The organism is Porcincola intestinalis (assembly GCF_009696445.1).
Classification (GTDB): Bacteria; Bacillota; Clostridia; order Lachnospirales; family Lachnospiraceae; genus Porcincola; species Porcincola intestinalis.
The window spans coordinates 63,967-90,052 of the sequence record NZ_VULZ01000015.1 but is presented as its reverse complement, the minus strand read 5'-3'; the positions used below and the strand labels follow the sequence as shown (position 1 = coordinate 90,052).

The following is a 26,086-nucleotide window of genomic DNA, read 5'->3' as shown; positions in this document are numbered from 1 at the left end:
CGAATCTGCACTGTGGAATCTGCGGGGAGCATGGCGGGGACCCGTCCTCCATCGAGTTCTGCGACCGGATCGGGCTGGACTATGTATCCTGCTCACCGTTCCGCGTGCCGATCGCGCGGCTGTCGGCAGCGCAGGCTTCCATCCGGGCAAAGGAAGCGTGAAATATCGTTCGAATGAGAAAGCTGGATGCAGGAGAGTCTTGATATGGGTATGAATCATCAGAAGATTGACATCGGAACGGCTTATGATGCAGCTCTGCTCGGGAGAATCGCAAAGGTTCAGGGCAATGCGCGCACGGTGCATAATCTGGTTTACTCTGCCGTATGTGTGTTGCTGGTAGTCCTTGGATTGCAGGCGGGCTATGAAACGGCAAGAGGAATCATTCTGATTGCATCCGGATGCATCCTGCTTCCGCTTTCGAATTATTCTGTCCGAAGAAAGGCAAGAGATGAGGCCGAAGAGCTTGGGGGAAAGAGAAAACTGGCTCGATATCAGTTTGAAGACCAGAAGATCATTGCCAGCATTGGTCAGTCCAGGGAAGAAATACAATATGATCAGATTCATTCTCTCAAGGAAGATGACAAAGGGTATTACTTGTTTTATGGAAGGACTGGTGCGATCTATGTTTCAAGACAGTCATTAAAGAACATCGGATCAGAAAACTTCAAGGTGTTAGTGGAAGAATGGACAGGCAGGAAATTCAAAAAGCCTGGATCGGTTCTGACATTCAATATTCATGATCTGATCAGTCTGTTCCGCAAGTAGCCGGACAATACATGAACAACAAGCAGCCTTCTTTCACAGCCGCCGCGGAGTGGTTCCCACAGAAGGCTGCTGTTGTGCTATACTGGGAACGCATCGCTCGGGAAGAAAAGAACGGACGCATGCCGGAAGCCGGCGGGTTTTGCGGGCGGCCATGCTGATGGATACAGGAAGATGACGCGGAGCGTGCACAGAGATAGAAGCTGCCGGATATCCGGCAAGGGACCCTGCCGTCAGGCGGGTAAGGAGGAGATTATGCTGAACTGGAACAATCTGGATACCACCAGGGCATTTGAGGAGCTGAAAAAAGCAGAAAAAGTGGATCTGACAAAGGCCATGGTCGGAGAGAGCGGCGGTGAGCGTGTGAGAAAATACCACGTTCCGATGTCGGCAGGGCTGGACTATAACTTTGCAGCGAAGAATGTGGATGACAACATTCTGGAGAAGCTGGCGGCGCTGGCTGAGGAGCAGCAGCTTGTCGACAAGTATGAGTCGCTTCTGAACGGCGATATCATCAATACCGGAGAAAAGCGGCATGTGCTTCACCAGCTGACCAGAGGACAGCTGAAGGGCGATGTCATTGCAGATGGCGTGAACAAGCGTGCGTTCTACAAGGAGCAGCAGGATCACATTGCAGCCTTCGCAAAGAAGGTTTATTCCGGCGAGATCAGCAATGAGAAGGGCGAAAAGTTTACAGAGGTTGTCCAGATCGGAATCGGCGGATCGGATCTGGGACCAAGAGCGCTTTACATCGCGCTGGAAAACTGGGCAAGGGCTCATCAGACACTGAAGATGAGAGCCCGCTTCATCAGCAATGTGGACCCGGATGATGCTGCAGCCGTTCTGAATGCAACCGATCTGGCGCATGCGCTGTTTATCGTGGTGTCCAAGTCTGGAACGACGCTTGAGACGCTGACAAACGAGACCTTCGTCAAGAACGCGCTGACCCGCGAGGGGCTGAATCCGGCGAAGCATATGCTGGCGGTTACGTCCGAGACATCGCCGCTTGCAAAGAATGAGGGATATCTCGCAGCCTTCTTCATGGATGACTACATCGGCGGACGTTATTCCTCGTCCTCCGCTGTCGGCGGCGCAGTCCTTTCCCTGGCATTCGGACCGGAGGTCTTTGCCGAGATTCTGGATGGGATGCATGAGGAAGACAAGCTGGCTCTCAACAGGAACCTGCTGGAGAACCCGGAGATGCTGGATGCCCTGATCGGGGTGTATGAGCGGAATGTGCTTGGATACCAGACCACCGCAGTCCTTCCGTATTCTCAGGCACTTTCCCGTTTCCCGGCGCATCTGCAGCAGCTGGACATGGAGTCCGGCGGAAAGTCTGTCAACCGCTTCGGGGAGCCGGCCGACTATCCGACAGGTCCGATCATCTTCGGAGAGCCCGGCACGAACGGACAGCATTCCTTCTACCAGCTGCTCCACCAGGGGAAGAACATCATCCCGATGCAGTTCGTCGGCTTCCGCAGCAACCAGACTGGTATGGACGATGTGATCGAGGGCAGCACAAGCCAGGAGAAGCTCTGCGCGAATGTCGCGGCACAGATTGTCGCATTTGCATGCGGACGTGACAATGAGAACCCGAATAAGCGGTTCAGCGGAAATCGTCCGTCCAGCATCATCACCGGCGACCAGCTGACACCGAAGAGCCTCGGTGCTCTTCTGTCTCATTTCGAGAATAAGGTTATGTTCCAGGGCTTCACTTGGAACATCAACAGCTTCGACCAGGAAGGCGTTCAGCTTGGCAAGGTTCTTGCGAAGAAGGTTCTTGCTCACGAGACAGATGGCGCACTGGCGGAATACAGCAAGCTGCTGAATGTCTGATCCGGAAGCTGCGGGCTTGCTTTCTTATGGCATATTCGGCATGACGGCAAGCCAGATTCGGGTTGATTTTCAGAATACTGATATAAATGAAGCGGGGTCTGATGGCTCCGCTTCATTCATTTACACGGTGTTCTACGCGATCAGCTTTGCAGATTGGTAAAGAAAGTATCCTGTTTATTAACAGTTGACAGGATCATGTAAAGAGGTAAGCATATGATATTCGGGACATGTGGCCAGCGGGCGCCTTCGGTCGGGGAGTCTGCGCCTGCGGAGCGCCGGAAGTATATCGAAGAACACTTTCGCTGTATCAGTGACTGTGACATGTGCGGGATCTGTGCGGTCTACCATAACCAGGATCCGCTGCTGGTTTATCGGGATTACATCGAGGGAACAAGGACATTCGAAGAAATTACAGAAGAATACAGAAGATGAGGCCGCAGGGAGAGGCGGACAGAAAGGCGTGCGAAGATGAAAGATCATGTTTCGCATGCCTTTTTTGTGAAGGCGGAAGAATTTTTTTCAAAACCTGCAACTTCTTACGGCCTCAAACCGTCTTATAAGCGTAAGGACCCTGTAAGGAACCCGGGTTCCGGGGGAAGGAGCAAAGCACCGGCCGGTGACAGGAATCATTGAAACAGGAGGACAACGTGCAAACAGATCAGACAGATTTGACACGGCGTGCGATAGAAGGAGATGCAGATGCATTCATCGATTTGATTCAGGAGAATACAGGACTGCTGTATAAGACCGCTCGCTCTATTCTGGAAAATGAAGCAGATATCTGTGATGCTGTGCAGGATACCATCCTGCAGTGTTACACCCATATCGGGACATTAAGGCAGGCAGACTATTTTCGGGCATGGATGATCCGGATCCTGATTAACAACTGCTACCAGAGCATGCGGTCTGGCAACAGGATGAAGGTGGGCCAGGAGTTCCCGGAGACACCGGTTTATGATGTCCATCCTTCTGAGCATTCTGAATTTGAGGAAATGCTCATGATGGTCAGCCCCAGATATCGAAGTGTTCTGGTTCTCTTCTATGCAGATGAATTCAGTACGCGTGAAATCTCAGAGATTTTGAAAATCAGTGAAAATACTGTAAAAGCCCGTCTTCGCCGGGCAAGGGCTCAGATAAGGAGGAAGCTTTCGGATGAAAAAGGACAGGAATGGAATGCAGGAGACCCAAATCGATCAGAAGATCAGAGGTGTTCTTCAGTCAAAGATGAAGGTTCCGGATCCAGTACAGGGAGCCTGCATGGACGCCTTTGCACGTATCCGGACAGGTAATACGGAGGTGGAAGGAAAGATTCCTGCATATCGCCGGATATGGAAGCGGATTGCTGGAAGCTCGGCAGCAGCAGCGACAGTCTCCGTGTCCATTCTGGCAGGAGTCTGTGCGGCAAATCCGGCATTTGCCGAGAAACTTCCTCTTATCGGACATATCTTTGAGCGTTCCGGCTATGAGGCTGTAGCACCTTACGCAGAGGTTGTTCAAAAACCGGAAAATACAACAGCTGCGGATTCCTCCGGAACAGAAGGGATGGATGCTGGCGGTCTGAGCCAGACATTCAATGGTACAACCGTTACCATATCCGAAACCTATTCGAATGCTCAGATTGCGCTGATTTCATATGTCATTCATTCGGAGGAAAAGCTGCCGGATACAATGACTGACCAGTTTGGACAGCCTGAGATTCTGCTGGATGCTGCACTCAAGGTGGATTCTGCCGAGGGAGAATCGGTAAATAGGAGCCCGCAGGGGAGTCTGATCGACGAGCATACCTATGCTGGCGTCTATGCTGCCAGCAGCGGAGAATTTTCGTCTGAATTCCCGGATCAATTTAATGCACAGCTTCAATTCAGCCAGATCTTTGGGACGCTGCCAGAGGAAAAGCAGTCTGTGCCTGAAATACCCGTGGAGCTGAAACAGAAATACAATGATGGAATGAAGGCACTGGGACTTGATGAGGACAATTATCAGAATTTTACAGAAGGACAGAAAAAACAGGAGCATAAGCTCTTCAGTGAGATGATGAATGCCTACTATGAGCGTTATCCGGAGCTGGCAGGGGGAGAACCTAATGCCTGCCAGGACTGGGTTCTGAAAGGAGACTGGAATTTTACGATTCCAATGAAGTCTGATCCGAAAGCGGAGCATACAATTACAGTGGCACCACCGAAGGATATTGACATTGCAGCATTTACCGTCCGGAAAACGCCCCTTACGATCAGCAATGACAGCCTGAATCAAGTCGAGGTCGGTGGTGACAATCGGGACCAGAAGCTTTATGAAATCGTCTATCTGGATCACAATGGCAGGCAGCTCCAGCCATTCAAGGGAATTGGAGATACCAATGTTGTCAGTACGATTGGAAGAGATGTGTCAACGGTTGACCTGTATATCTGTGATTATAACGATTATATGGACAACCTGAAACCTCGTTCAGTGGAGGGAGGCGAAAAGGCTGAAGCGGAGCCATTCAGGCAGATGCTGGAAGAAAAAGCGCTGTACCATGAGCAGCTGGCATTCGATAGCTGAGCCTTGATCAGGATTCAAGCGCTGCTTTCAATGCCTTCGCCAGCTGGTCCGGGCAGGATGTCTTCTTGAAACCGCATCTTGTCCCCTCGAGGGTATCAATGACTTTCTGCGCAGGCATACCTTCGACAAGCTTGCTGATGCCGCCCAGGTTGCCGTTGCAGCCGCCCTCGAAAGAAAGGTTGTGAACGCACTTGTTCTCGTCCAGGTCAAAGTGAATCATGGTGGAACAGGTTCCGCGTGTCTTATAGTCCATGTTGTGATTCCTCCGGATCATAGTTGCTGTCGGCTTTTGCCGGCAGCTATTTTATTGTACGATTATGCCGGGAAATGTCAATCGGGAGGAATCGCGCTGCCTTGTATTTGCCTCTTCCCGCCGTTATAATGAAGGCCATAGCGAATCTTGATGGACTGTTGCATGGAAAGGCAGGTATCGTATGGGAAAGATTTCTCCTTCTGCGTGTATCGATGTAAAGGATGGCACGCATGTAGCAAAGGTTGTGCTGATGCCGGGTGATCCGCTCCGCGCGAAGTATGTCGCTGAGCATTATCTGGAGAATCCGGTACTGTTCAATGATGTCCGTGGAATGCTGGGATACACCGGCTTGTTTGAGGGAAAAGAGGTTTCTGTCATGGGCTCCGGCATGGGCATTCCGTCCCTGACGCTGTATGCGCATGAGCTTTTCTCCTTCTATGGGGTTGAGGCGATCATACGGATTGGATCCGCAGGCGGAATTGCCGACTCTGTGAAGTGCCGCGACGTGCTGCTGGCGATGAGTGCGACGACAAACTCGGCTTACTCCGATGCCATCGATCTGCCGGGGTATGTGGCACCGACCGCTGACTGGGGCATGCTGAAGACAGCCTGGGATATGGCGGAGGAGATGGGCGTCCGCACATCCGTCGGCTCGGTCTACACGAGTGATTTCTTCTACTATCCGAACGCAGCCATGAAGGTCAACGAGAAAGCGAAGGCAGTCGGACTGATGGCGGTTGAAATGGAGACGGCGGGGCTTTATCTGACCGCGATGGCAGATCATAAGAAGGCACTGAGCGTCCTGTCCATATCCGATCATGTTTTCTCCGGCGAGCATCTCAGCCCGGAGGAGATCCGCGATTCCTTCCATGAGATGATGGAGATCGCGCTGAAGACAGCTGTCCGCACAGAGGTATCCGAGTAAGCAAGCAGGTCGGCCCGCAGGAAACAGAGAGCGCGGCGGACAGAGAGAACAGAGCAGAAGCGTGCGGAAAACAGAGCACAGCAGGCAGAGTGAACAGAGCGGAGGCACGCAGGAAATAGCAAGGGTGAGCGGGCAATCTGCGCTGGCAAAGCTGCAGAGAGAACAGAACGGAAGCACGCAGGAAACAAGGAGGGGCGGGCAGGAAAACGAAGCTGCACGCTGGCAAGAAGAGCAGGAAATAAAAAGCAGGCAATAAAAAGCAGGCAATAAAAAGCAGGCAAGGGAGAGAGCAAGTGAAGAAGATTGGCATCATCGGCGCGATGGAAGTCGAGGTCGAGACACTGAAGAAGGACATGGAAGTCGGCCGGGTTGTGAAGAAGGCCGGGATGGAGTTTCACGAGGGCGTTCTGAACGGGATGCCGGTTGTGGTTGTCCGTTCCGGGATCTGCAAGGTCAACGCGGCTGTCTGCACTCAGATTCTGATCGATGATTTTGGTGTGGACGGAATCATAAACACAGGCGTGGGAGGATCTCTGAATGCTGAGATTAACATCGGCGACATCGTCATCTCGACTGACGTCGTTCACCATGATGTCAATGCCGTGGAGTTCGGGTACGCACTTGGGCAGATTCCGCAGATGAAGGTTTTTTCATTTCCGGCAGACGAGGCGTTCGCGGAGAAGGCGAAAGCAGCCTGCAATCGCGTGAACCCGGATATCACGGTGTGGCGCGGCAGAATCTGCAGCGGCGACCAGTTTGTCTCAAGCCAGGAGCAGAAGGATCAGATCATCAAAGCCTTCCACGGCTGGTGCACCGAGATGGAGGGAGCCGGTATCGCACAGACGGCGTACCTGAATGGTGTTCCGTTCATCATCGTCCGGGCGATCTCGGACAAAGCGGATAACTCCGCCTATGTCGATTACGCGACCTTCGAGAAGAAGGCCGCGGAGCACAGTGTCAGGCTTGTAGAAGCGCTGATGAGTGATCTCGCACAGTAAGCGAAGGAACGATTTCTGCAGGAAAAGCACATGCAGCTGGAGAAATGTGCCTTGCAGATGGACATGAAGAGAACATGGAACGGCGAAAGCGCCACTGCGGAGTTTGCGGCGGCGCTTTTTGTGGAGGCGTTGAAATCAGTCTGCTGACATGATAGAGAACTGTTCAGTGCATCGCCTTAGTGATCCTCCTCCAGCACCTGGATCTCCAGGTAGTCGAAGGGGACTTCCTCGGTAAAGGCATCCTTGCCAAACCGGCATCTTGCATGCCGCTGGAAATCGCGGATCGTGGAGTCGAGCCAGATCGGGTGCTGGAGGTCGAACTTCTCGCAGATCTCATCGATGGCGTGGAAGACCTTGTGCGTGCGTGTTTCGTCACTTGTATCCTCTATGGTCAGATCCCGAAGCAGATGGCTGTTCTGCCATTCCTTCGCCCAGATTCTCATAAAGATGCTCCTTTCTGGAACTGATCCTGATTCTGTGTTCGGCTTTCGCAGGACGTGGTACGGTCTGCTTTGCCGGGAATTTATCCGGGTTGTGTGCCGAGCGGCTGCTCAGTTCAGGTAATTGTAGACCATGCCCGCCAGATCCTGAATCTCCTCCTGGGCAGTGTTCTTGCTGTCCCAGTCCTCCGAGAGAACGACAAGAATAAAATCTGTGCGTCCGCCGAAGACAAGGGCGGCATCATTCTCGACGGTATCCATCTCACCGGTTTTGTTGGCGACCTCGACATCGTCCGGCAGCCCACGCGGAATTTTGTAGCGGGTTGCCTGGTTCAGCATCATGTCTTCGATTTCATTGCATACATTCCGGGATATGAACGACCGGCTGTAAACATGTTCAAGGAGAAGTCCGATGTCCTTGGCATTGATCTGATTGAAATGGCTGCCGTCTACGACAGCCGCATCGTCCTCAAACCCATTGTACTCACGGGTATCCTTGCTGTAGCCGTGCGAGGAAATGTACCTGTTTACCGCACGAATCCCTTTTGCGTAATCGCCATTTCCGAGGAGCAGGAGAAGCCGGTTGGCGGCTTCGTTGGAGGAATTTGAAATCATATCGTGAAGAAGCGAGACAACCTCTTCGGTGCGATCTATTTTACCGCTGTCGATCTGCTCATAGACCGTTGCCATGACGAAGAGCTTCATGACAGAAGCGGACTTCATCGGCTGATCACCGACGATCAGTGCCTGCCTGGTTGAAAGATCCTCTACATAGACCGACCAGGTACCGGAATAACCGGCGACTGCAGCTTTGATCTGATCATAAAGGGTGTGCAGATCCCGGGGAAGAGAAGGCAGCGGATAGTCCCGCAGCATACGATAATCGTAGAGCGAGACGCGGGCGGCATTATAGCCGTTGATGTCGGGAGACTGGAAGAAGCCATTTACCGTTTGGGAGACATCGGATTCAGTCTCAGCATCCTCGCCGATTACGCCATTGTCCTGGGGAACCGGCATGGAAGGCGCTTCAGTCTCTGTGGAGGCTTCTGCGGCAGGCGTATCATCCGTCTCGGCGGTGTCTTTACCGGAAGCGGACTTCCCGTTTTTCTCAGGCCCTGCCTCTGTTTCTTTCGGCTGGCTGAGGCCTGACAAGGTCGGGACTTCTGTACCGGCATATCCATCAGAGTCCTTCAGACCACCTGCAAGGGGATTCACCAGCTTTTCTATGTCTGATGCGGACGAAACAGAAGCGGATGCAGGCCGGGCAGATGCGCCAGACTGAGTCTGTGCGCTGGTATGATTGTGTGCATCAGTTTGAGCCTGTGCGCTGGTATGATTGTGTGCATCAGTTTGAGCCTGTGCGCTGGTGTGATCGGATGCATCAGTCTGAGCCGATACGCTGGTTTGATCGGATGTATCATGGCCTGAGGCAGAGTACCTCAGGATGCCTGACGCGACTGTGTTCAGATGATCAGCTCTGGTTGCTGCAGCCGGCGTCTGCGCGGCTGCAAGTGCCAGCAGCAGGCTGAGACTTATGTACGACTTCCGTTTCATTCAAGACCTCTCTTTACGGCGTAAAATATCTGCATCATCATAGCACGGGAGAAAACCGGATGCAATTCAGCACATACTCAGGCATGCAGCGGAGGGGCTTCATGGGATATGGATTCATACGGTATAATGAAGACGAAATGAAACCATAGAAGACAGGAGGCAGGAGAATGAAAGAAGAGAGGTTCGGTGCGGTTCACATTTACTGTGGGGGTGGAAAGGGAAAGACAACCTGCGGAATGGGCCTGTGCCTGCGGGCGGCAGGGGCCGGGCGGCGCGTGCTCATCTACCAGTTTATGAAGGATAACGCCTCAAGTGAGCGGCAGATTCTGAAGACAATTCCGGGCATTACGCTCCTCGATGGCTTTCAGGAGGAAAAATTCAGCTTCCAGATGACGGAGGAGGAGAAGGCGCAGCGAAGAGCGTACTATGGGAAAAAGCTTCAGGAAGTGTTCACGATGGCGGGAACTTCCTATGATCTTCTGTTTCTGGACGAGGTGGTCTATACCGTCCGGGAAGGGCTTCTGCAGGAGAAGCTGCTTCTGGACTGCCTGGACAAAAAACCGGAGGAACTGGAGGTTGTGATGACAGGGCAGGATCCGGATGAGGAATTGCTGAGGCGGGCGGATTATGTCACAAAGATGCAGAAGATCCGTCATCCATACGACCGGGGACTTTGCGCACGGAAGGGAATTGAGTATTAAGCAGAGGGTGGCCAGAGCCGAAAAGAACAGAAGAGAAGAAAAAAGAACCGGCTTACGCCGGTTTTTGAAGAGGAGTGCCCCGGAGGAATTTCAGCGTTTCCGCTTTCCATCCCTCCGGAGCTATTATGAAAAAATATCATTCGCTTGGAATGTGTATTTAGGGTCGAACTGGAAGCTTTTCATCTCAATTACTTGTATAAATAAGTTACCATATATATATTACAATAATGTTTCATATATATTATATTTATGTTAAATTGAGCAGATTTCCAGGCAATCTGGGCACAGGAATCCCAGAATAGCCGGGTTTTGGTGTAGAGTAGGGAAAGAAACAGTGAATCACAGAGCCGATCGGGCAGGGGGATGACGCAATGCCGCAGAAGTCAGGAGATATCAGAGAAGAGCTTGAGCAGATTACGAGAGCGCCTCAGAAGCAGAAAAAAAGGACCGTGTGTGTCATCGGGCACAAGAATCCGGATACGGATTCGATCTGCGCGGCGATTTCCTATACGTATCTGAAGAAACAGCTTGAAAAACCGGATGGAAGATACCAGTATGTGGCATGCAGGGCAGGCTCCGTATCGGCTGAGACACAGTTCGTGCTGGACTATTTTCATGTTCCGCAACCGTTGTTCATTGAGAATATCGGGACGCGGGTGAAGGATCTGGAGATCCGCCGGACACCGGGGGTCGATGCGAAGATTTCTGTCAAGGATGCATGGAACCTGATGAACACGCAGAACGTCTTCACCCTGCCGATTACGGATGCGGAGAGCCATTTGCAGGGACTCATCACGATCAACGATATCGCGAAGTCTTACATGGACGAAAATGATTCTGCGATTGTCTCTGTCGCGCGGACGCCGTACCGAAACATTATGGAGACGCTGGACGCGGAGATGGTGGTCGGAGATCCGGAGGCCAGCTTCACGGAGGGAAAGGTTGTCATTGCTGCCGCAAACCCGGATGTTATGGAGAACTACATCAACCCGCATGACATGGTTATCCTGGGAAACCGGTATGAGTCACAGCTGATGTCGATTCTGGCAGGGGCAGGCTGCATTGTTGTCTGCCTCGGTGCACCGGTCTCAAAGACCATCCAGCACATGGCGAAGGAGAAGGGAACGACGATCCTGGTCACTCCGCTAGACACGTATACGGTAGCCAGGCTGATCAACCAATCGATGCCAATCGATTTCTTTATGAAGTCGGACAATCTGATTACGTTTCATCTGGGCGACTTTACCGACCAGATCAAGGAGATCATGTCGAAGAAGAGGTACCGCGATTTCCCGGTTCTTGACAAAAGGGGAGCGTACATCGGCACCATTTCCAGACGGAACCTGCTGAATGCGCGAAAGAGGGCGCTGATTCTGGTTGACCACAATGAGGTGTCCCAGGCGGTCGACAATGTGGAGAATGCCGAGATATTAGAGATTCTCGACCATCACAAGATCGGAACACTCCAGACCATCAATCCGGTCTTCTTCCGGAACCAGCCGGTCGGGTCGACATCGACGATTGTCTATGAGATGTACCGCGAGAACAATGTGGAGATTCCGAAAACGATCGCAGGACTCCTTGCCTCCGCGATTCTGTCCGATACACTGATCTTCCGGTCGCCGACCTGCACGATGATGGACAGGATGGCAGCGGAGCATCTGGCGAAGATCGCCGGGATTGAGCCGGAGGAATACGCGCGGAAGATGTTCAGAGCGGGATCGGACCTGAAGAACCGCACGCCGGAGGAGATTTTCTACACAGACTTCAAGACATTTGAGGTGAATGAGGAGACGATCGGGATTGGTCAGATCACATCGATGGATGAGGAGGAGCTGTCTGACATCCGGGACCGTATCAAGCCGTTCATCGAGAAGGCTTATGAGCAGCACGGGCTGTCGCTGGCGTTCTTTATGCTGACGAACATCATTGATGAATCGACGACGATGATTTGCTACGGGAAGCATGCTCAGGAGCTTTTGGAATCAGCCTTCGGGGTAACGGTGGAGGACCATATTGCGAAGATGCCGGGAATTGTATCCCGCAAGAAGCAGGTTGTCCCGGTGATTATGGCGGAGCTGAATAAAGACAACGATGTATGAGGAACCTTCGGGGAGAGGGTTTATGAAGCAGAAAAAGGATAACAGAGCTGAGTATTCGGGAAGGCAGGGAGTGAAGAGGCTGCCTGGCAGGGAACGACGCCGGGAGTCCGGACAGACTTCGGCAAGGTCGGAAGAAAAGCCTGTCAAAAAGCCGGGGCAGCCGGGCAGGCATGTATCCGGGAAAAGGCCGGAGCAGCCGGGCAAGCGTGCAATCGGTAAGAAGCAGGTCTGGAGGGGCGGCAATATGTTGTATCCCGTTCCTGCGGTGATGGTGAGCTGCGCCCGGAAAGGGGAGCGACCAGACATTATTACGATTGCATGGGCCGGTACGGTCTGCTCGAATCCACCGATGGTCTCGATCTCCATTCGGCCGCAGCGATATTCGCATGATATCATCGAAGAAACCGGTGAGTTTGTGATCAATCTGGTGACGGAGAAGCTTGCAAGAGCCTGCGACTGGTGCGGCGTGAAGTCCGGGCGGGATACAGCGAAATTTGCGGCAGAAGCGAAGGCACAGCGCGATGAAGCAGCCGGCATGAAGAAAGCGCCTGATGGGACATCTGAGATGGCGGCTCCGGAAAAGCTGACCGCCGGGAAGGCCAGCTGTCTGGAGGCTGCGCCGATCATTCTGGAGAGTCCGGTCAGCCTGGAGTGCAGGGTAAAGCAGAAAATCGAACTCGGCTCTCATGATATGTTCCTGGCGGAGGTAGTCTGTGTGGACGTAGACGAAGCGTTCATCGACTCAAAGGGGAGACTTGACCTGGACAGTGCGGGGCTGATTGCCTACTCGCACGGGACATACTTCGGCCTTGGGAAAAAGCTGGGCACCTTCGGGTACAGTGTGAGACGCCGGGAGGGTTGATGCCATGCAGACGCAGAAACCTGCAGAGCTGATGCCATGCACGGCGCAGGGGACTGGCGGATGATGCATGCAAGGCATAGGAAACGGGTGCACCGCATGTCATGCAAGCGCAGAAAACAGCTCGGGTGTACTGATGCGGGGGCAAAGTGCAGCCGCTCTGTCAGCCGCGGAGTCTGCTGCCGCGATTCATCTGTACACCATACTTCTCGCGGAAGGCATCGATTGTTTCAAGACCGGCGATGGAGACAGGGCGGATCCATTTGCGGGAATACATGTGCAGCTGCATGATGATGTAGCGGATGGGCTCATCACAGTAGCACAGGGCGAAGACGATGAGAAACGGCGCGTGAACCAGGCTGTTGGCGATGTGGATAGCCGGCTGAACCATCGCGAACATAAAGGTGATTTCCAGCATCGAGCCGAAGCTGGGATCGCCCGCAGCGCGATAGGTGTCGTTCATCGACCAGTTTCCCATACGGATAACGGCTGCGATGCTGTAGATATAAAGCATAGCTGTGCATGTGTGGTAGGAGTCCCCGCTCAACCCCATCGTGTGCAGCAGCGGATTGTGAATCATAATCAGAAGAAGTGCCGCGATGCCGGTCAGTCCCTGGCAGAGATAAATGAGCCGGTATGCCCTCGAGAAGGCCTCTTCATGGCGGCCGGCGCCGATCTCTGTGCCGACCAGAACGGTTGCGGCGCTCGAGAAGCCGCTGAAGAAGGCGATGATGATGCCTTCCAGCGTCCGGAAGACGGCAGTTGCGGCGATGGCGGACTCGATCTGGTGGCCAAGCACGATGTTAATGAGCATGTTGCCGATCCCGATCATCACTTCATTGGCGATAATCGGGGCTGACTTGCGCAGATATGCGGATAGCAGCTTCCGGTTCCAGCGGAAGTGGCGGGTGACATCCATCAGGTACGGAAGATGCATGATGCGGGCAGCCACCACGATGACCAGAATGTTGACGGCTGCCGCTGCCACGGTTCCGACCGCGGCGCCACGGATCCCCATCTTCGGGAAGCCGAACTTCCCGAAGATCAGGATGAAGTTGATCACAAAGTTGGTGATGACGGAGGCGATGGCACCGAACAGGGGGATCTTTACCTGACCGATTGAGCGCAGAAGGGCGCTCTGAGCCATGGCGAGAACCTGCAGCGGGTATGCAAAGCCGACAATCTGAAGGTATCGGACTCCGATTTTCTGGATGGCCTCGCTCCCTGTATACAGCCGCATGACAGACATCGGCGCAAAGACAGCAAGGGCACCGAAGGTGACCCCGGAGATCATCATGAAAACGATGGTCATCCCGTAGGATTTCCGGATGTTTTCATGCTCACCGGAGCCGTAGAACTGGGAGAAGAACAGCATGCCGCCGCCCACGAAGCCCCAGTATCCCGAGAACATCAGACTGGAATACTGGGCGCAGAGGCCGGCAGCGCCGACGGTGCGTTCCCCGAGCGAGGCGAGCATGATGGTATCGACCATGGAGCCGGTCGTGGTCAGCAGATTCTGAAGGGCGACAGGGATTGCGATGACGGAGATCATCTGAATCAGCCGCAGAAGCGGAAGCTGCTGGTAGTCTGAGTGAGGTCTGATGTTTCTGCTGCTGTCTTTTCTGGATTTCAGATTGCGGTTCATGAAGATCTCCTGGAATGAATCAGATGATTACAGTGTCAAACGCCCTCCGCCACGCATGCCTGCATGCAAGTGGTGGCAGGACTTATTGACACGCCCCACATGAGGCATGAAGTGGCGCGCAGGCGGTACGAGAATGCCTCATGTGTCAGCGTGGTGGGAGCTGCCGTCCGGCAGGCGCGTACAGTAGAGTATACAGGAAAATAAGGCTGTTTACACAAATATTCCGTCTCTGTTTTGTACAGAAAAATTTACGGAAACTGGTGATATTCACGAATGATTCGGGAAACAGATATGTGCGGATGCACAGCGGAGGCTTGTAGTCATCGGGTATGTCATAAACTGTTTAAATTTTGGTCGAATGGGCGAAAAGTGCGCCTCATTCGCGAACGGCTTTTTTGCGTTCCGCAGGGCAGCGGGCAGATGGGTTTCTTCCTATTAAATAAGCTTTAACAGATTGACTAAAAAGAAACCATTCAAGATGGAAGAAACAGGATAAATTTCATCGAACATATGGTCGAAGATTGCGGAATTATTAATTTTAGTTTACATACATGAAAATTCTATGTATAATCGAGCCAAAGTGCCAGGTTTCAAAGGGCACACAAAACCGGCGGTATGGTGACGCCGCAGACGTTCATTTCCGGAATTAAGGGGCCGGAGGAACGGCTGATGCAATGGGAGTAGGTAATTAATAATCAGCTGAGGTGCGTATATGGAACAGTATATCATCAAGGGCGGCACGCCTCTGAAAGGTGAGGTGGAGATCGGCGGAGCCAAGAATGCGGCTCTCGGAATTCTCGCTGCCGCAATCATGACAGACGATACTGTAATTATAGAGAATCTTCCGGATGTTGCAGATGTGAATATCATGATCGAGGCGATGAGCCAGATCGGCGTTCACATCGAGAAAATTGACAGGCATACCATTAAAATCTGCGGTGCGGACATCGGTGATGTCAACATCGAATACGAATATATCAAGAAAATCCGGGCAAGCTACTATTTTCTGGGAGCACTGCTCGGAAAGTACAAGAAGGCTGAAGTGCCGCTTCCGGGCGGCTGCAACATTGGTTCAAGACCGATCGACCTGCATCTGAAGGGATTCAAGACCCTCGGAGCGAAGGTTGTCATAAAGAGCGGAGTTGTCTGTGCGTCGGCATCTAATCTGGTCGGACAGCACATCTTTCTGGATACGGTTTCCGTCGGGGCGACGATCAACATCATGATGGCGGCGTCGATGGCGGAAGGCCGCACGGTGATTGAAAACTGTGCGAAGGAGCCGCATGTTGTCGATGTGGCGAATTTCCTGAACAGCATGGGTGCGAATATCAAAGGTGCCGGGACGGATGTCATTCGTATTGTCGGAGTACCGAAGCTTCACGGGACCGAGTATTCTATCATTCCGGATCAGATCGAGGCGGGCACCTACATGTTTGCGGCAGCCTGTACGCACGGGGATGTGACGGTCCGGAATGTCATTCCGAAGCATCTGGAGGCGACGGTTTCAAAGCTTCTTGAGATTGGCTGCCGGGTCGAGCAGTTCGACACAGCGGTCCGCGTGATTGGGCCGGAGGGAAGTCTCTCTGCGGCGAATGTCAAGACTCTCCCCTACCCGGGATATCCGACCGATATGCAGCCGCAGATCGGTGTGGCACTTTCCATGGCGGAGGGCACCAGCATCGTCACGGAGAGTATCTTTGAGAACCGGTTCAAATATCTGGATGAGCTGGCCCGCATGGGCGGCAGCGCAAAGGTCGAGGGAAATGCCGCAATCATCACAGGGGTGAAGCACCTGACGGGTGCGCGGATGAGTGCGCCGGATCTGCGGGCAGGAGCGGCGCTTGTGATCGCCGGTCTTGCAGCGGACGGAATCACGATCATTGATGATATCGTCTATATCAAGCGCGGATATGAGGACTTTGACGCAAAGCTTCGGAGCCTCGGCGCAAAGATAGAGTGCGTCTGCACAGAGAGAGAAGCAAGAAAATTCATGCTCAAGGTTGGATGAACCGGACAGGGATCAGTCAGCCTGAGGAAAAAGAACTGCTGGGAGCGCCTGCAGGCCGGATGGCTGCGGGCGCTCATTTATTGAGTATGGATGTTTTTGCCGCTTCGGGGGAGTGGAAAGTTGCCGTTTTATCTGATATGATGTATGTACTTGTGAGCAGAGTCAGGATACGGATGCCTGAAGAATTGGTCAGAGAACCGGGTCTCAGGCTCCTGGTCTGCCATGAATCATGATTCTACGGAAGAGAAGGCCGGAGGGGCCGGGCACTGAAAACGGCAGGTGATCGGATGAGTAAGGTTGCGATTCTGACAGACAGCAACAGCGGTATCTCGCAGGAACAGGCAAAAGCGTACGGCGTCTATGTTCTGCCGATGCCGTTCTATATCAATGACAACCTCTATTATGAGGGAATCACATTGACACAGGAGCAGTTCTACGCACATCTGGAGGGAGATTCGGATATCCATACGTCCATGCCGGTCGTCGGGGATGTCCTTGACAGATGGGACAGCCTTTTGAAGGAATATGACGAGGTTGTCTATATTCCGATGTCAAGCGGGCTGTCTTCCAGTTGCGAGACTGCAAAGACGCTTGCGGAGGACTACAACGGAAGAGTCGAGGTGGTCGATAACCATCGGATCTCCGTCACAATGATGCGTTCGGTCCTGAATGCAAAGGGGCTGGCGGATCTGGGATGGAGTGCGAAGGCGATCCGGGAGTATCTGGAGAAGACAGCTGCGGATTCCAGCATATATATCCTTGTACCGACACTGAAATATCTCAGAAAGGGCGGAAGGGTGACGCCGGCAGCGGCAGCGCTTGGCTCTCTGCTGAAGATCAAGCCGGTGCTGCAGATTCAGGGTGAGAAACTGGACTCCTACGCGAAGTGTCGGACGCTGAAAGGCGCGAAGGCCGCGATGCTCGGGGCGATCGAGAACGATATGGAGAACCGCTTCAAGCCGGAACATGGTCTGAGTGATCTCTGGATCGATGCCGCCTATTCCGGGCTGATGCGCGATGAGGTGGCAGAGTGGGTGAAGGATATCCACGCGCAGTACCCGGTCGGCGTCTGTCTGCAGCAACTGTCCCTCTCGATCAGCTGTCACGTCGGGCCGGGCTGCCTGGCCGTGACCTGTGAGAAAAAGCTGCCGGAGGTACCGGAGCATCCGGTAAAGATGGTCTGAGCCCGAGTAACAGATGTAAATGGTTTGAGCCGGAGGCGAATGGTGCATCCGGCGGAGAGGATCATTTACGGATCAAAAAGAGGAAGTGATAGAGATGAAAAAACTGGAGAATGGCCTTTCGGTTGGTTCAATCATTATGGCTGTGCTGGGATTGATCCTTCTGATTTTTCCTTCCATCACCAACAAGGTGATTGTGTTTGTGATCGGGATTGCGCTGATCATCTACGGCGCATACCGTGTGATCCGATATCTGAGAAGGGAGATCACGGTGGCCGTGACGGAGTATGACATTTCCGTCGGGCTGATCTGTATTGTGACGGGTCTTTTCATGCTGGCTTATTCCAGGGTCGTGATCGGCATCCTGCCGTTTCTGTTCGGCCTGTCGCTGATCTTCGGCGGGGCGATATCGATCCAGTCTTCATTTGATATGAAACGGTTCGGCAGCATGAGATGGATGTACAATCTGCTGACCGGCATCGCCTTCGCTGTTGTCGGAGTCGTTGCGCTGAAGAATCCGTTTGCGTCCGCGGCAGTTCTGACACGGTTTGTGGGAGCAATGATGCTTGTGGAAGGTATCTATATGTGCGCGGCAGGTGTGGCAATCGAGAGACTGCGCAAGGCATTCCGCGGGGACGACATTGTGGATGAGCAGTAAAGACAGCCCGGAGGCGACGGCGCGAGAGATCGGATGAAGGCGCGGCTGCTTTGACGGAAGGATACGAGGAGACAGAAGATGGCAGAGAAGAAACCGTACTATATTACAACAGCAATCGCGTATGCGTCTGGAAAGCCGCATATTGGCAACACATATGAGGCGGTGCTGGCGGATTCGATCGCAAGAAGGAAGAGACAGGAGGGCTATGATGTCGTGTTCCAGACCGGAACCGATGAACATGGTCAGAAGAATGAGAACAAGGCGAAGGAGGAGGGCATCACCCCGCAGGAACTGGTGGACCGGAACTCCGCCGAGATCAAGAGAATCTGGGATCTGATGAATACCAGCTATGACCGCTTCATCCGTACGACGGATCCGGTTCATGAGAAGAAGGTACAGAAGATCTTCCGGAAGCTGTATGACCAGGGCGATATCTACAAGGGTTTCTATGAGGGCTGGTACTGCGAGCCGGATGAGTCTTTCTTCACGGAATCGCAGGTCAAGGACGGAAGGTGTCCGGACTGCGGACGGCCGCTGACGCGTGCGAAGGAGGAGGCATACTTTTTCCGGATGAGCAAGTACGCCCAGCGCCTGATCGACTACATCAACACGCATCCGGATTTCATTCAGCCGGTCTCGCGCAAGAACGAGATGATGAACAACTTCCTGCTGCCGGGACTCCAGGATCTGTGCGTGTCCAGAACCTCATTTTCGTGGGGGATCCCGGTCGATTTTGACCCGAAGCATGTCGTCTATGTCTGGCTTGACGCGCTGACGAACTACATCACCTTCGCTGGTTATGATGTGGATGGTTCGACGGAGGAATACAAGCGGTTCTGGCCGGCTGACCTGCACCTGATCGGAAAGGACATCATTCGTTTCCATACGATTTACTGGCCGATCTTTCTGATGGCGCTCGGTGAGCCGCTTCCGAAGCAGGTCTTCGGACATCCATGGCTTCTGATGGGCGACGGAAAGATGAGCAAGTCGAAGGGCAATGTCCTGTATGCCGATGAGCTGGTGGAGTTCTTCGGGGTGGATGCGGTGCGTTATTTTGTACTGCATGAGATGCCGTTCGAGAATGATGGTGTCATCACCTGGGAACTGATGGTGGAGCGCCTCAACTCAGATCTTGCGAATACCCTCGGGAATCTGGTCAAGCGGACGATCTCGATGACGAACAAGTATTTCGGCGGCGTGGTGACGCATACCGGTGTGACAACGGGCGGAGATGGCGCCGGCGTCATGAGTGAGGGCGTGTCCATGGACGGAGCGTCGATCGACGAGGACCTGAAGAAGACGGTTCTTCACACGGCGGAGATTGTCCAGACGAAGATGGACGGACTGCGCGTCGCGGATTCCATCACGGAGATCTTCAATCTGTTCAAGAGATGCAACAAGTATATCGATGAGACAGCACCGTGGGTGCTTGCGAAGTCGGAGGAGACGAAGCCGAGGCTGGCGGAGGTGCTCTATAACCTGACGGAGTCCATCGCGATTGGTGCGGAGCTGCTTGAACCGTTCATGCCGGATACCAGCGGGAAGATTCTCAGCCAGCTTCATGCGGAAAAGCGCGGGCTTGAGAGGATGGACACGTTCGGACTCTATCCGTCCGGCAGCAAGGTGACGGAGGATCCGGAAACGCTGTTTATGAGAAGAGATCTGAAAGAGGTCATGGCTGAGGTGGAGAAGCGCCACCCGGGTATGGCGGAAGCAGAGGAGAAGGCGGAGGAAGCAGCCGGAAAGCAGAAGGCTGAGGCATCCGGAGCAGGTGGTAAAATCGCGGCCGGGAAGGCGAAGAGGAACGACGCCGGCGCCGGGGTGCAGCAGAATGCCGAGGGATCCAAGACTGCGGATTCTTCAGCAGAGACCGGAGCAGTCTCAGACGGGATGGATGTCGAGCCGAAGGCAGAGATTTCGATTGAGGAGTTCGATAAGCTTCAGATCCAGGTGGGCGAGATTGTCGCCTGCGAGGAGGTGAAGAAGAGCCGCAAGCTCCTCTGCTCACAGGTGAAGATCGGAACGAAGACACGCCAGATCCTGTCCGGTATCAAGCAGTGGTACAAGCCGGAGGAGATGGTCGGAAAGAAGGTTCTGGTTATCACGAACCTGAAGCCGGCAAAGCTGGCAGGGATGGTCTCCGAGGGCATGATCCTCTGTGCGGAGGACGATGCAGGAAACCTGTCTCTGGTAAATCCGGAAAAAGCTGTCAAGGTCGGAGCGGAGATCCGCTGACCGCTGGCACTTCTGCCTGCGGTCATCTCGTGCTCCGCACCTGATGAGGAACGGTCGCCTTTACAAAAAGCGGGAGATATCTGCTCACAGCAGATATCTCCCGCTTATTACGTTTGCCTTGCATGCGCTCATCTTCGCCCAGGAACAGGATCCGCAGATCTCATCCATTTTCTCGGGGGTCATGGAACGGTTGATTCGTTGAATCAGATCCTGGTACCGGTATATGCCCTCATGGATGCCGGCAAATGCCGCAGTCCTTTCATCAAATGCTCTTACTTTTGCCTCCGTATCGCACCGAAGCAGCCCTTCTGCGGTCTCTGAAGCATGCGGACAGACACTGCAGAGGGTATCGTTGCCGAAGACGATTCGCACCAGAATATCAGGGTCGGTCCGGAGCCTTCCGGTCACTTCGTTCATGTGCGCCACATAAGCTTTGCTGTAGCCATGTCCGCTGTAGCCCTGCGTGCAGAGCAGGTGGTGCGGACGGAGCGGAATCGGCGCGCTCACAGCAGATGCGCTTTCGTCAGGGTCTTCTTCAGCAGAATCCCAAGATATGCCGCCAGAATGATCTTGATGATTGCGGTCGGAATGAATGGAACGACGCAGGCTGCCAGTGTTGCCTTCAGATTCATTCCAGTCAGCGCCATGAACATGATGGAACCGACGACGTAGTTCAGTGCAGAGCCGACCGCGATGCCGAGGATGGTTTTCAGGTACTTGTTGTTTCTGCTGAACATGCCGCCGAACCAGGCGATCAGCGGGAAGGAAATGAGAAATCCGCCGGTCATGCCGACCAGCTTGTCGAGGCCGCCTGAAAAGCCCGCAAATACCGGAAGTCCGACAGCACCGAGAAGCAGGTACACGATGGTCGCGATGGTGCCGCCCCTGGCGCCGAGCACGATGCCGGCAATCGGGATGATGAGCGTCTGAAGTGTCATCGGGACGCCGCCCGGAAGCGGGATCGAGAACTGGGAACAGACAGCGATCAGGGCTGTGAACAAGGCAATTCTGCAGAGCTCCTGGACGCCTGAACGGCGCACGGATTTCGAGCTGCCTTCCGGGTAACAGATGCGCGTTGAAGTTGTGTTTTCCATAGAAAATCCCTCATCTGAATTCGATCATCGGCAGCAGGACACTGGTGATATGCCAGACCTGCTGCCGCCGAGTTATACAGCACAGTGTGTATTGTAAGATGAGGGATTCATAATGTCAACCTGTAAAAGATAAAGGTTAACGATCTGCCGGTTATAAAAATTCTTCGGATTTCTCAGGCTGCCGGTTACTTCTGCAGCCTGTGCTCCATCTCGTACCAGGTCACACCGCCCAGCGTGGACTTTGAGATGCCGCCCAGCTGAAAGCCGAATTTTTCATACATCGCGATCTTGTCATCCCGGCAGGTCAGAACCAGCTTCCGGCGTCCTTCCTTCTCTGCCTGACGGATGGTACGGTTCAGAAGCTCGGCAGCAAGCCCCTGATGGCGGAAGGACGGGAGCACCTCGAGGCCAAGCAGCATGACATTGGCGCCATTTGGCTGGTGAAGAGAAGGGTCCTCAAAGAAGGCATCCCGGAAATGCTCTTCATCTGTCATCATCATGGTGATGTAGCCTGCGATCTGGTCATGCGCGTCATCCGGTGAGGCAGCTTTCACGCCTGAGGCGGATGTGGATTTGCCGTCCGTGCATGCATTCTGGCGGCCATCCGGCTGCTGTACAGAACCGTTGTCCCGGCGCATCGCCGGCAGGCTGCCCGGGCCGGCCGACATGCCGGAGGGCACCTCAGGATGTGCGATTGCCGCAAGAAACATATCCGGTAATTCCGCTGCCCTCGCTTTCATGGTTTCGGGGCTGAGCGCTGTCGCGGGGCTGAAGCAGACCTGCTCGATGAAAGCGATCTGGTCTCCCTCCTCCGGCCGGACAGGGCGGAACGAATATGTGTAAGTCAATTGATACACCTCCCTTATTGAGTTTCTGCTTGTTGTTTCAGTTGAATGTTTCTGTCAGTTCAGTTTATTGCCTATGCCTTCAGCATGGTGTAGCCGAATCCGTTGCAGATCGCATCGACAGGTTTCCGCGATTCGCAGAGGCCGCATTTGTCTGCACTGAAAGCCTTGTAGTCCGGAAGATCCTGCTGACTGAAGATCGAATAGATGGTCATCCCTGCGATGCTTGTCGCGAGGGAGAAGAGCGCCGATATTCCGGTGATCGATGCGCCGTAGTAGCGCAGGGACTCGATGGCCTGGGCAGCGTTGGAACCGGTGGTGATGGCGGAGAACAGGAGCAGGACATTCTTCTCCTTGATCCAGGGCAGCAGGCTGTCTCGGAAGATCAGCTGTCCCTCGGAGGAGTATTCCGGCGGGATGACATAGATGGACTTGTGCGCATTCTTGCACAGGACGCCTGCCTGTGTCAGTTCGTCCGCCAGGTAGCCCGCGATGATCTCCGTGCCCTCCAGCGCGATGATCGTGTCGACGGGCGTTGAGAAATAGTGGACGCTGCTGAGCGCCTTCGCGGCTGCGTGCGCTTCGCTGGAGCGGAACTTCAGCGGTGTGAAGTCAAGGTAGTAATTCACGTGTGCGTGCGGCGTGATGAAGTGTCCCGGCACCGCTCTGAGAATGACATCCGGATATCTGGCTGACTGGATCTTGACGTAGTTTTTCATGTGCGCACCTCCCTCTCTTTTTGTTCTGCGTGTAATCTGTCCATCGGCAGCCACAGGATCATCCTTGCCTTGTGGCATGCTGAAGCGGAAATGATTGAACAAGAACAGTATAACACATTTAAACAAGAAAGGGGCCTGAATCTGGCACGGCGCTCAGGATACGGTGATGCTCCATTCGGTGTGCCACCTGTCACCGCTCCCGAGCCGGAGCAGGTCCGGCTTGAAGCGGAGATCTTCTACAATATCCTGCCTGGACGGGAGGCTGCCCCATGGCTCGATGGCCACATACGGCGCATCGGTCTTCGGCATGTGCCAGATTCCAAGATAGGGAAGCCCCGGGTACCGGACGGTCACGCTTTTTCTACCCTTATCGGAGCGGATCGATACAGAATCAGCCATATTCTGGAGAACAATTGCATCCTCGTCAAACAGGTTGTGCCGGAGCCGCAGGATCCGTCCATCCTCCAGTGCAAAGGGCTCCTCCCTGCCTGCGAGAAAACAGGCAGGTGTAAACTGAATTCGCTCTGAATCGCAGCGGTCGCCGAATTCCAGGTAATAATCGTCGAACGAAAGACCATCCTCAAGCGGCACATTCAGTCCCGGGTGTCCGCCGATTCCGAAATACAGCATCCCGTCCGCCGCTCCGGAGGACTGAGAGTTGGCCGATCTGCCTGGTGTGTCCTCTGCAGGAGTCTGTCCCGGGTTCTCAACCTCGTACCGGATCTTCAGGGTATGGCCCTCAGCTGTATAGATTACCCTGAACAGGAACCGGAACGGATACATCTGCATCGTCTCCGGGCTGTCTTTCAGTGTGAAGGCGATGCAGTTTTCAGACCGCTTCTCAGCCTCAAATGTTGAGAGGGAGGCGAATCCGTGTATCTTCATCTGATATTCACGGTCTCCGATTCTGTATTTTCCACCCGTCAGCCGCCCGACATAGGGAAACAGAACCGGTGCGTGTTCATTCCAGTATGCGGGATCTGCTTGCCAGAGATATTCGGTCTCACCAAGATGAATTCCGGTCATCTCGGCTCCGAGATCAGACACTGTCACCTTTAATCCTTCCCTGCTCTCAATTGTGTAGTTCATGTTTTCCTCCTGATTTGTTTTTGTTTCCCTGAAAGCTGCGATTCATGATACTATTGATAACCGTTTCAAAACTGCGAGCGCCTTGCGCATTGTTGTGATAGGATTGATTATAAACCAGGAACAGGGGGTAGGAAATCATTATGCAGCAGCTGTTGAATAAAATAATAGAGGTCTGCACAACGGCAGGCACACGGATTCTTCTTGCAATTGTTGTCTGGGCTGCAGGACGGTTTCTGATCCGGAAACTTGTTGCGTTTTTGCAGAAAAGAGATCTTCTTCGGAAAATGGAGCCAACCGTCGCTTCATTTGTCGGGAATTTTATCAACATCCTGCTGAACATCCTTCTGATCCTGACGGTCATCAACATCCTGGGTGTCCCGATGGCATCGGTTGTCACGGTTCTTGCGGCTGCCGGTGTCGCAGTCGGCATGTCGCTGCAGGGGGCGCTGAGCAATCTGGCCGGCGGGATCATGCTGATGTTTTTCCGGCCGTTCAGTGTTGGTGATTATGTCTCAGCCGGCGGTGAGGAAGGGACCGTGAAGGGAATCGCGCTTTTCTATACAACACTGCTCACCAGCGATAACAAGCGTGTGATGATTCCGAACGGTACGCTGATGAACGCGAATATCACCAATTACTCCAGCGAGGGAATGCGCCGTGTTGATCTGGCGTTCTCCTGCGGGAAGGGCGAGTCTGTTCAGAAGGTCGAGACGCTGATGATCAGCTGTCTGTCCGCACAGGAAAAGGTGCTGAAGGATCCGGCCCCGTTCGCAAGACTCACCGGCGGAACCGATCAGGCACTGCAGTTTTCCGTGCGTGTCTGGTGCAGAACGGCTGATTACTGGGATGTTTATTATGATCTTCTGGAGCGGGTCGTCACCGCAATGAATGAAGCGGGCATCAGCGCGCCGGCAATCCGTGTTACGCAGGCATGAATGTGTTATAGAATGCGTCAGATTTGGAAAGATGAGGAGCAGGGAATGGAATTTGAACAGTTTTTTCCCTTCTGGGGACAACTGACAGCTGTCCAGCAGGAACGTTTCCGGCAGTCGATGAAAAAAAGGACAGTGAAAAAAGGAACCATCATCTCTCATGGAAGCAGGGACTGCACGGGGCTGATCCTTGTGGATGAGGGAAGACTCCGCGCGTACATCTCTTCGGATGAAGGGAAGGAAATCACGGTTTTTCGTCTGCTGGATATGGATATCTGCCTTTTCTCGGCGTCCTGCATCATCCGGTCCCTTCAGTTCGACATCATCATCGAGGCGGAGATCGATACAAGCCTCTGGATCATACCGCCGATGACCTACAAAAGCCTGATGGAGGAGTCCGCTCCGGTCGCAAACTTTACGAATGAACTGATGGCAAGCCGTCTGTCCGATGTCATGTGGCTTGTCGAGCAGATCATGTGGAAAAGTCTGGACAAGCGGGTTGCAGCCTTTCTGCTGGAAGAATCCGCGCTCGAGGGCTCCGACACGATTCAGATGACTCACGAAATGATCGCCAATCACCTTGGCACGCATCGGGAGGTCATTACGCGGATGCTGCGCTACTTCCAGAGTGAGGAGATTGTGCGGCTGTCGCGCGGAGCAGTCAGGCTGCTGGATCGGCAGCGCCTGGAGAAAATCGCCGGGTAAAACA

The 26,086-nt window shown here is 53.7% G+C and carries 27 protein-coding genes; 18 read left to right on the top strand and 9 right to left on the bottom strand.

Annotated features, from left to right (window positions below):
- From FYJ35_RS12540 to FYJ35_RS12510, 7 genes are all read left to right on the top strand, one after another.
- Positions 1-161, top strand: a 161-nt coding sequence (locus FYJ35_RS12540) for a putative PEP-binding protein (RefSeq protein WP_154527048.1), incomplete at its 5' end; no start/stop codon positions are given.
- Between the two features lie 43 nt (positions 162-204).
- Positions 205-765 (top strand): YcxB family protein, encoded by a 561-nt coding sequence (locus tag FYJ35_RS12535; RefSeq protein WP_205839833.1) that lies wholly within the window; start codon positions 205-207, stop codon positions 763-765.
- Positions 766-1,017: 252 nt separating this feature from the next.
- Positions 1,018-2,598, top strand: a complete 1,581-nt coding sequence (locus FYJ35_RS12530) for a glucose-6-phosphate isomerase (protein ID WP_154527044.1) — start codon at positions 1,018-1,020, stop codon at positions 2,596-2,598.
- Entirely contained in the window at positions 2,591-2,758 is a 168-nt protein-coding gene (locus FYJ35_RS12525; protein ID WP_154527042.1) for a hypothetical protein, read from the top strand. Before FYJ35_RS12530 ends, FYJ35_RS12525 begins: the two co-directional genes overlap by 8 nt.
- Positions 2,759-2,811: 53 nt before the next feature.
- Positions 2,812-3,030 (top strand): hypothetical protein, encoded by a 219-nt coding sequence (locus FYJ35_RS12520; protein ID WP_154527040.1) that lies wholly within the window; start codon positions 2,812-2,814, stop codon positions 3,028-3,030.
- 215 nt (positions 3,031-3,245) lie between these two features.
- Positions 3,246-3,887: an RNA polymerase sigma factor gene (locus FYJ35_RS14775; protein ID WP_328597087.1), complete on the top strand. Its 642-nt coding sequence runs from the start codon at positions 3,246-3,248 to the stop codon at positions 3,885-3,887.
- A complete protein-coding gene (locus FYJ35_RS12510) occupies positions 3,772-5,139 on the top strand; it encodes a DUF4179 domain-containing protein (protein ID WP_328597088.1) in 1,368 nt (455 codons plus the stop codon). The genes FYJ35_RS14775 and FYJ35_RS12510 overlap by 116 nt, the downstream gene beginning before the upstream one ends.
- A gap of 7 nt (positions 5,140-5,146) precedes the next feature.
- On the opposite strand, the gene FYJ35_RS12505 is transcribed toward FYJ35_RS12510, so the two are convergent.
- Positions 5,147-5,392, bottom strand: coding sequence for a TIGR03905 family TSCPD domain-containing protein (locus tag FYJ35_RS12505; protein ID WP_154527034.1), 246 nt, complete (start codon positions 5,390-5,392; stop codon positions 5,147-5,149).
- 181 nt (positions 5,393-5,573) lie between these two features.
- On the opposite strand from FYJ35_RS12505, the gene deoD reads away from it, so the two are divergent.
- Together deoD and FYJ35_RS12495 are read left to right on the top strand one after the other, a co-directional pair.
- Positions 5,574-6,317 carry a purine-nucleoside phosphorylase gene (gene deoD, locus FYJ35_RS12500; protein WP_154527032.1) on the top strand — a complete coding sequence of 248 codons (744 nt, stop codon included), beginning with the start codon at positions 5,574-5,576 and terminating at the stop codon, positions 6,315-6,317.
- A 293-nt stretch (positions 6,318-6,610) separates the two neighbouring features.
- Complete coding sequence (locus tag FYJ35_RS12495) at positions 6,611-7,315, top strand: 5'-methylthioadenosine/adenosylhomocysteine nucleosidase (protein ID WP_328597086.1); 705 nt, start codon at positions 6,611-6,613, stop codon at positions 7,313-7,315.
- 176 nt (positions 7,316-7,491) lie between these two features.
- Here the strand turns inward: FYJ35_RS12495 and FYJ35_RS12490 are convergent, their stop codons facing one another.
- Positions 7,492-7,758 (bottom strand): hypothetical protein, encoded by a 267-nt coding sequence (locus FYJ35_RS12490; RefSeq protein ID WP_154527030.1) that lies wholly within the window; start codon positions 7,756-7,758, stop codon positions 7,492-7,494.
- Between the two features lie 108 nt (positions 7,759-7,866).
- A complete protein-coding gene (locus FYJ35_RS12485; protein WP_154527028.1) occupies positions 7,867-9,309 on the bottom strand; it encodes a serine hydrolase in 1,443 nt (480 codons plus the stop codon).
- Between the two features lie 167 nt (positions 9,310-9,476).
- Here FYJ35_RS12485 and FYJ35_RS12480 point away from each other — a divergent pair, with 167 nt between their 5' ends.
- The 3 genes from FYJ35_RS12480 to FYJ35_RS12470 all read left to right on the top strand — a co-directional run bounded on the left by FYJ35_RS12480 (position 9,477) and on the right by FYJ35_RS12470 (position 12,974).
- Positions 9,477-10,010, top strand: a complete 534-nt coding sequence (locus FYJ35_RS12480) for a cob(I)yrinic acid a,c-diamide adenosyltransferase (protein ID WP_154527026.1) — start codon at positions 9,477-9,479, stop codon at positions 10,008-10,010.
- 371 nt (positions 10,011-10,381) lie between these two features.
- Positions 10,382-12,112, top strand: a complete 1,731-nt coding sequence (locus FYJ35_RS12475; RefSeq protein ID WP_154527024.1) for a putative manganese-dependent inorganic diphosphatase — start codon at positions 10,382-10,384, stop codon at positions 12,110-12,112.
- 244 nt (positions 12,113-12,356) lie between these two features.
- Positions 12,357-12,974 carry a flavin reductase family protein gene (locus tag FYJ35_RS12470; protein WP_154527060.1) on the top strand — a complete coding sequence of 206 codons (618 nt, stop codon included), beginning with the start codon at positions 12,357-12,359 and terminating at the stop codon, positions 12,972-12,974.
- A 160-nt stretch (positions 12,975-13,134) separates the two neighbouring features.
- Here FYJ35_RS12470 and FYJ35_RS12465 read toward each other — a convergent pair whose 3' ends face one another.
- On the bottom strand, positions 13,135-14,616 hold the full coding sequence (locus tag FYJ35_RS12465) for an MATE family efflux transporter (protein ID WP_154527022.1): 1,482 nt from the start codon (positions 14,614-14,616) through the stop codon (positions 13,135-13,137).
- 712 nt (positions 14,617-15,328) lie between these two features.
- Here FYJ35_RS12465 and FYJ35_RS12460 point away from each other — a divergent pair.
- The 4 genes from FYJ35_RS12460 to metG all read left to right on the top strand — a co-directional run bounded on the left by FYJ35_RS12460 (position 15,329) and on the right by metG (position 20,698).
- Positions 15,329-16,624 carry a UDP-N-acetylglucosamine 1-carboxyvinyltransferase gene (locus FYJ35_RS12460; protein WP_154527020.1) on the top strand — a complete coding sequence of 432 codons (1,296 nt, stop codon included), beginning with the start codon at positions 15,329-15,331 and terminating at the stop codon, positions 16,622-16,624.
- 287 nt (positions 16,625-16,911) lie between these two features.
- Positions 16,912-17,808, top strand: coding sequence for a DegV family protein (locus FYJ35_RS12455; protein ID WP_154527018.1), 897 nt, complete (start codon positions 16,912-16,914; stop codon positions 17,806-17,808).
- A gap of 94 nt (positions 17,809-17,902) precedes the next feature.
- Positions 17,903-18,463: an HdeD family acid-resistance protein gene (locus FYJ35_RS12450; RefSeq protein ID WP_154527016.1), complete on the top strand. Its 561-nt coding sequence runs from the start codon at positions 17,903-17,905 to the stop codon at positions 18,461-18,463.
- A gap of 78 nt (positions 18,464-18,541) precedes the next feature.
- Positions 18,542-20,698 carry a methionine--tRNA ligase gene (gene metG, locus FYJ35_RS12445; RefSeq protein WP_154527014.1) on the top strand — a complete coding sequence of 719 codons (2,157 nt, stop codon included), beginning with the start codon at positions 18,542-18,544 and terminating at the stop codon, positions 20,696-20,698.
- 84 nt (positions 20,699-20,782) lie between these two features.
- Here the strand turns inward: metG and FYJ35_RS12440 are convergent, their stop codons facing one another.
- From FYJ35_RS12440 to FYJ35_RS12420, 5 genes are all read right to left on the bottom strand, one after another.
- Positions 20,783-21,205 carry a DUF1284 domain-containing protein gene (locus FYJ35_RS12440; RefSeq protein ID WP_154527012.1) on the bottom strand — a complete coding sequence of 141 codons (423 nt, stop codon included), beginning with the start codon at positions 21,203-21,205 and terminating at the stop codon, positions 20,783-20,785.
- The gene (locus tag FYJ35_RS12435; RefSeq protein ID WP_154527010.1) at positions 21,202-21,792 is read right to left on the bottom strand and encodes a biotin transporter BioY; all 591 of its coding nucleotides are present in this window, start codon (positions 21,790-21,792) and stop codon (positions 21,202-21,204) included. The genes FYJ35_RS12440 and FYJ35_RS12435 overlap by 4 nt, the downstream gene beginning before the upstream one ends.
- A 185-nt stretch (positions 21,793-21,977) precedes the next feature.
- Positions 21,978-22,640 carry a GNAT family N-acetyltransferase gene (locus FYJ35_RS12430; RefSeq protein WP_154527008.1) on the bottom strand — a complete coding sequence of 221 codons (663 nt, stop codon included), beginning with the start codon at positions 22,638-22,640 and terminating at the stop codon, positions 21,978-21,980.
- A 71-nt stretch (positions 22,641-22,711) separates the two neighbouring features.
- Positions 22,712-23,356 (bottom strand): phosphoribosyltransferase, encoded by a 645-nt coding sequence (locus FYJ35_RS12425; RefSeq protein ID WP_154527006.1) that lies wholly within the window; start codon positions 23,354-23,356, stop codon positions 22,712-22,714.
- A 153-nt stretch (positions 23,357-23,509) separates the two neighbouring features.
- Positions 23,510-24,445 (bottom strand): aldose 1-epimerase family protein, encoded by a 936-nt coding sequence (locus FYJ35_RS12420; protein WP_154527004.1) that lies wholly within the window; start codon positions 24,443-24,445, stop codon positions 23,510-23,512.
- 140 nt (positions 24,446-24,585) lie between these two features.
- On the opposite strand from FYJ35_RS12420, the gene FYJ35_RS12415 reads away from it, so the two are divergent.
- Positions 24,586-25,380 (top strand): mechanosensitive ion channel family protein, encoded by a 795-nt coding sequence (locus tag FYJ35_RS12415; RefSeq protein ID WP_154527002.1) that lies wholly within the window; start codon positions 24,586-24,588, stop codon positions 25,378-25,380.
- Between the two features lie 45 nt (positions 25,381-25,425).
- Positions 25,426-26,082 (top strand): Crp/Fnr family transcriptional regulator, encoded by a 657-nt coding sequence (locus FYJ35_RS12410; protein WP_154527000.1) that lies wholly within the window; start codon positions 25,426-25,428, stop codon positions 26,080-26,082.
- The last annotated feature ends 4 nt before the right edge of the window (positions 26,083-26,086 follow it).

What these genes read in the sequence shown, in the direction of transcription:
- FYJ35_RS12505 (WP_154527034.1), bottom strand. Translation starts at nt 5,392, where the DNA reads ATGGACTATAAGACACGCGGAACCTGTTCCACCATGATTCACTTTGAC.
- FYJ35_RS12530 (WP_154527044.1), top strand. Translation starts at nt 1,018, where the DNA reads ATGCTGAACTGGAACAATCTGGATACCACCAGGGCATTTGAGGAGCTG.
- FYJ35_RS12475 (WP_154527024.1), top strand. Translation starts at nt 10,382, where the DNA reads ATGCCGCAGAAGTCAGGAGATATCAGAGAAGAGCTTGAGCAGATTACG.
- metG (WP_154527014.1), top strand. Translation starts at nt 18,542, where the DNA reads ATGGCAGAGAAGAAACCGTACTATATTACAACAGCAATCGCGTATGCG.
- FYJ35_RS12415 (WP_154527002.1), top strand. Translation starts at nt 24,586, where the DNA reads ATGCAGCAGCTGTTGAATAAAATAATAGAGGTCTGCACAACGGCAGGC.
- FYJ35_RS12420 (WP_154527004.1), bottom strand. Translation starts at nt 24,445, where the DNA reads ATGAACTACACAATTGAGAGCAGGGAAGGATTAAAGGTGACAGTGTCT.
- FYJ35_RS12465 (WP_154527022.1), bottom strand. Translation starts at nt 14,616, where the DNA reads ATGAACCGCAATCTGAAATCCAGAAAAGACAGCAGCAGAAACATCAGA.
- FYJ35_RS12460 (WP_154527020.1), top strand. Translation starts at nt 15,329, where the DNA reads ATGGAACAGTATATCATCAAGGGCGGCACGCCTCTGAAAGGTGAGGTG.
- FYJ35_RS12485 (WP_154527028.1), bottom strand. Translation starts at nt 9,309, where the DNA reads ATGAAACGGAAGTCGTACATAAGTCTCAGCCTGCTGCTGGCACTTGCA.
- FYJ35_RS12490 (WP_154527030.1), bottom strand. Translation starts at nt 7,758, where the DNA reads ATGAGAATCTGGGCGAAGGAATGGCAGAACAGCCATCTGCTTCGGGAT.
- FYJ35_RS12455 (WP_154527018.1), top strand. Translation starts at nt 16,912, where the DNA reads ATGAGTAAGGTTGCGATTCTGACAGACAGCAACAGCGGTATCTCGCAG.
- FYJ35_RS12525 (WP_154527042.1), top strand. Translation starts at nt 2,591, where the DNA reads ATGTCTGATCCGGAAGCTGCGGGCTTGCTTTCTTATGGCATATTCGGC.
- FYJ35_RS12480 (WP_154527026.1), top strand. Translation starts at nt 9,477, where the DNA reads ATGAAAGAAGAGAGGTTCGGTGCGGTTCACATTTACTGTGGGGGTGGA.
- FYJ35_RS12450 (WP_154527016.1), top strand. Translation starts at nt 17,903, where the DNA reads ATGAAAAAACTGGAGAATGGCCTTTCGGTTGGTTCAATCATTATGGCT.
- FYJ35_RS12435 (WP_154527010.1), bottom strand. Translation starts at nt 21,792, where the DNA reads ATGGAAAACACAACTTCAACGCGCATCTGTTACCCGGAAGGCAGCTCG.
- deoD (WP_154527032.1), top strand. Translation starts at nt 5,574, where the DNA reads ATGGGAAAGATTTCTCCTTCTGCGTGTATCGATGTAAAGGATGGCACG.
- FYJ35_RS12425 (WP_154527006.1), bottom strand. Translation starts at nt 23,356, where the DNA reads ATGAAAAACTACGTCAAGATCCAGTCAGCCAGATATCCGGATGTCATT.
- FYJ35_RS12535 (WP_205839833.1), top strand. Translation starts at nt 205, where the DNA reads ATGGGTATGAATCATCAGAAGATTGACATCGGAACGGCTTATGATGCA.
- FYJ35_RS12410 (WP_154527000.1), top strand. Translation starts at nt 25,426, where the DNA reads ATGGAATTTGAACAGTTTTTTCCCTTCTGGGGACAACTGACAGCTGTC.
- FYJ35_RS12520 (WP_154527040.1), top strand. Translation starts at nt 2,812, where the DNA reads ATGATATTCGGGACATGTGGCCAGCGGGCGCCTTCGGTCGGGGAGTCT.
- FYJ35_RS12470 (WP_154527060.1), top strand. Translation starts at nt 12,357, where the DNA reads ATGTTGTATCCCGTTCCTGCGGTGATGGTGAGCTGCGCCCGGAAAGGG.
- FYJ35_RS12510 (WP_328597088.1), top strand. Translation starts at nt 3,772, where the DNA reads ATGCAGGAGACCCAAATCGATCAGAAGATCAGAGGTGTTCTTCAGTCA.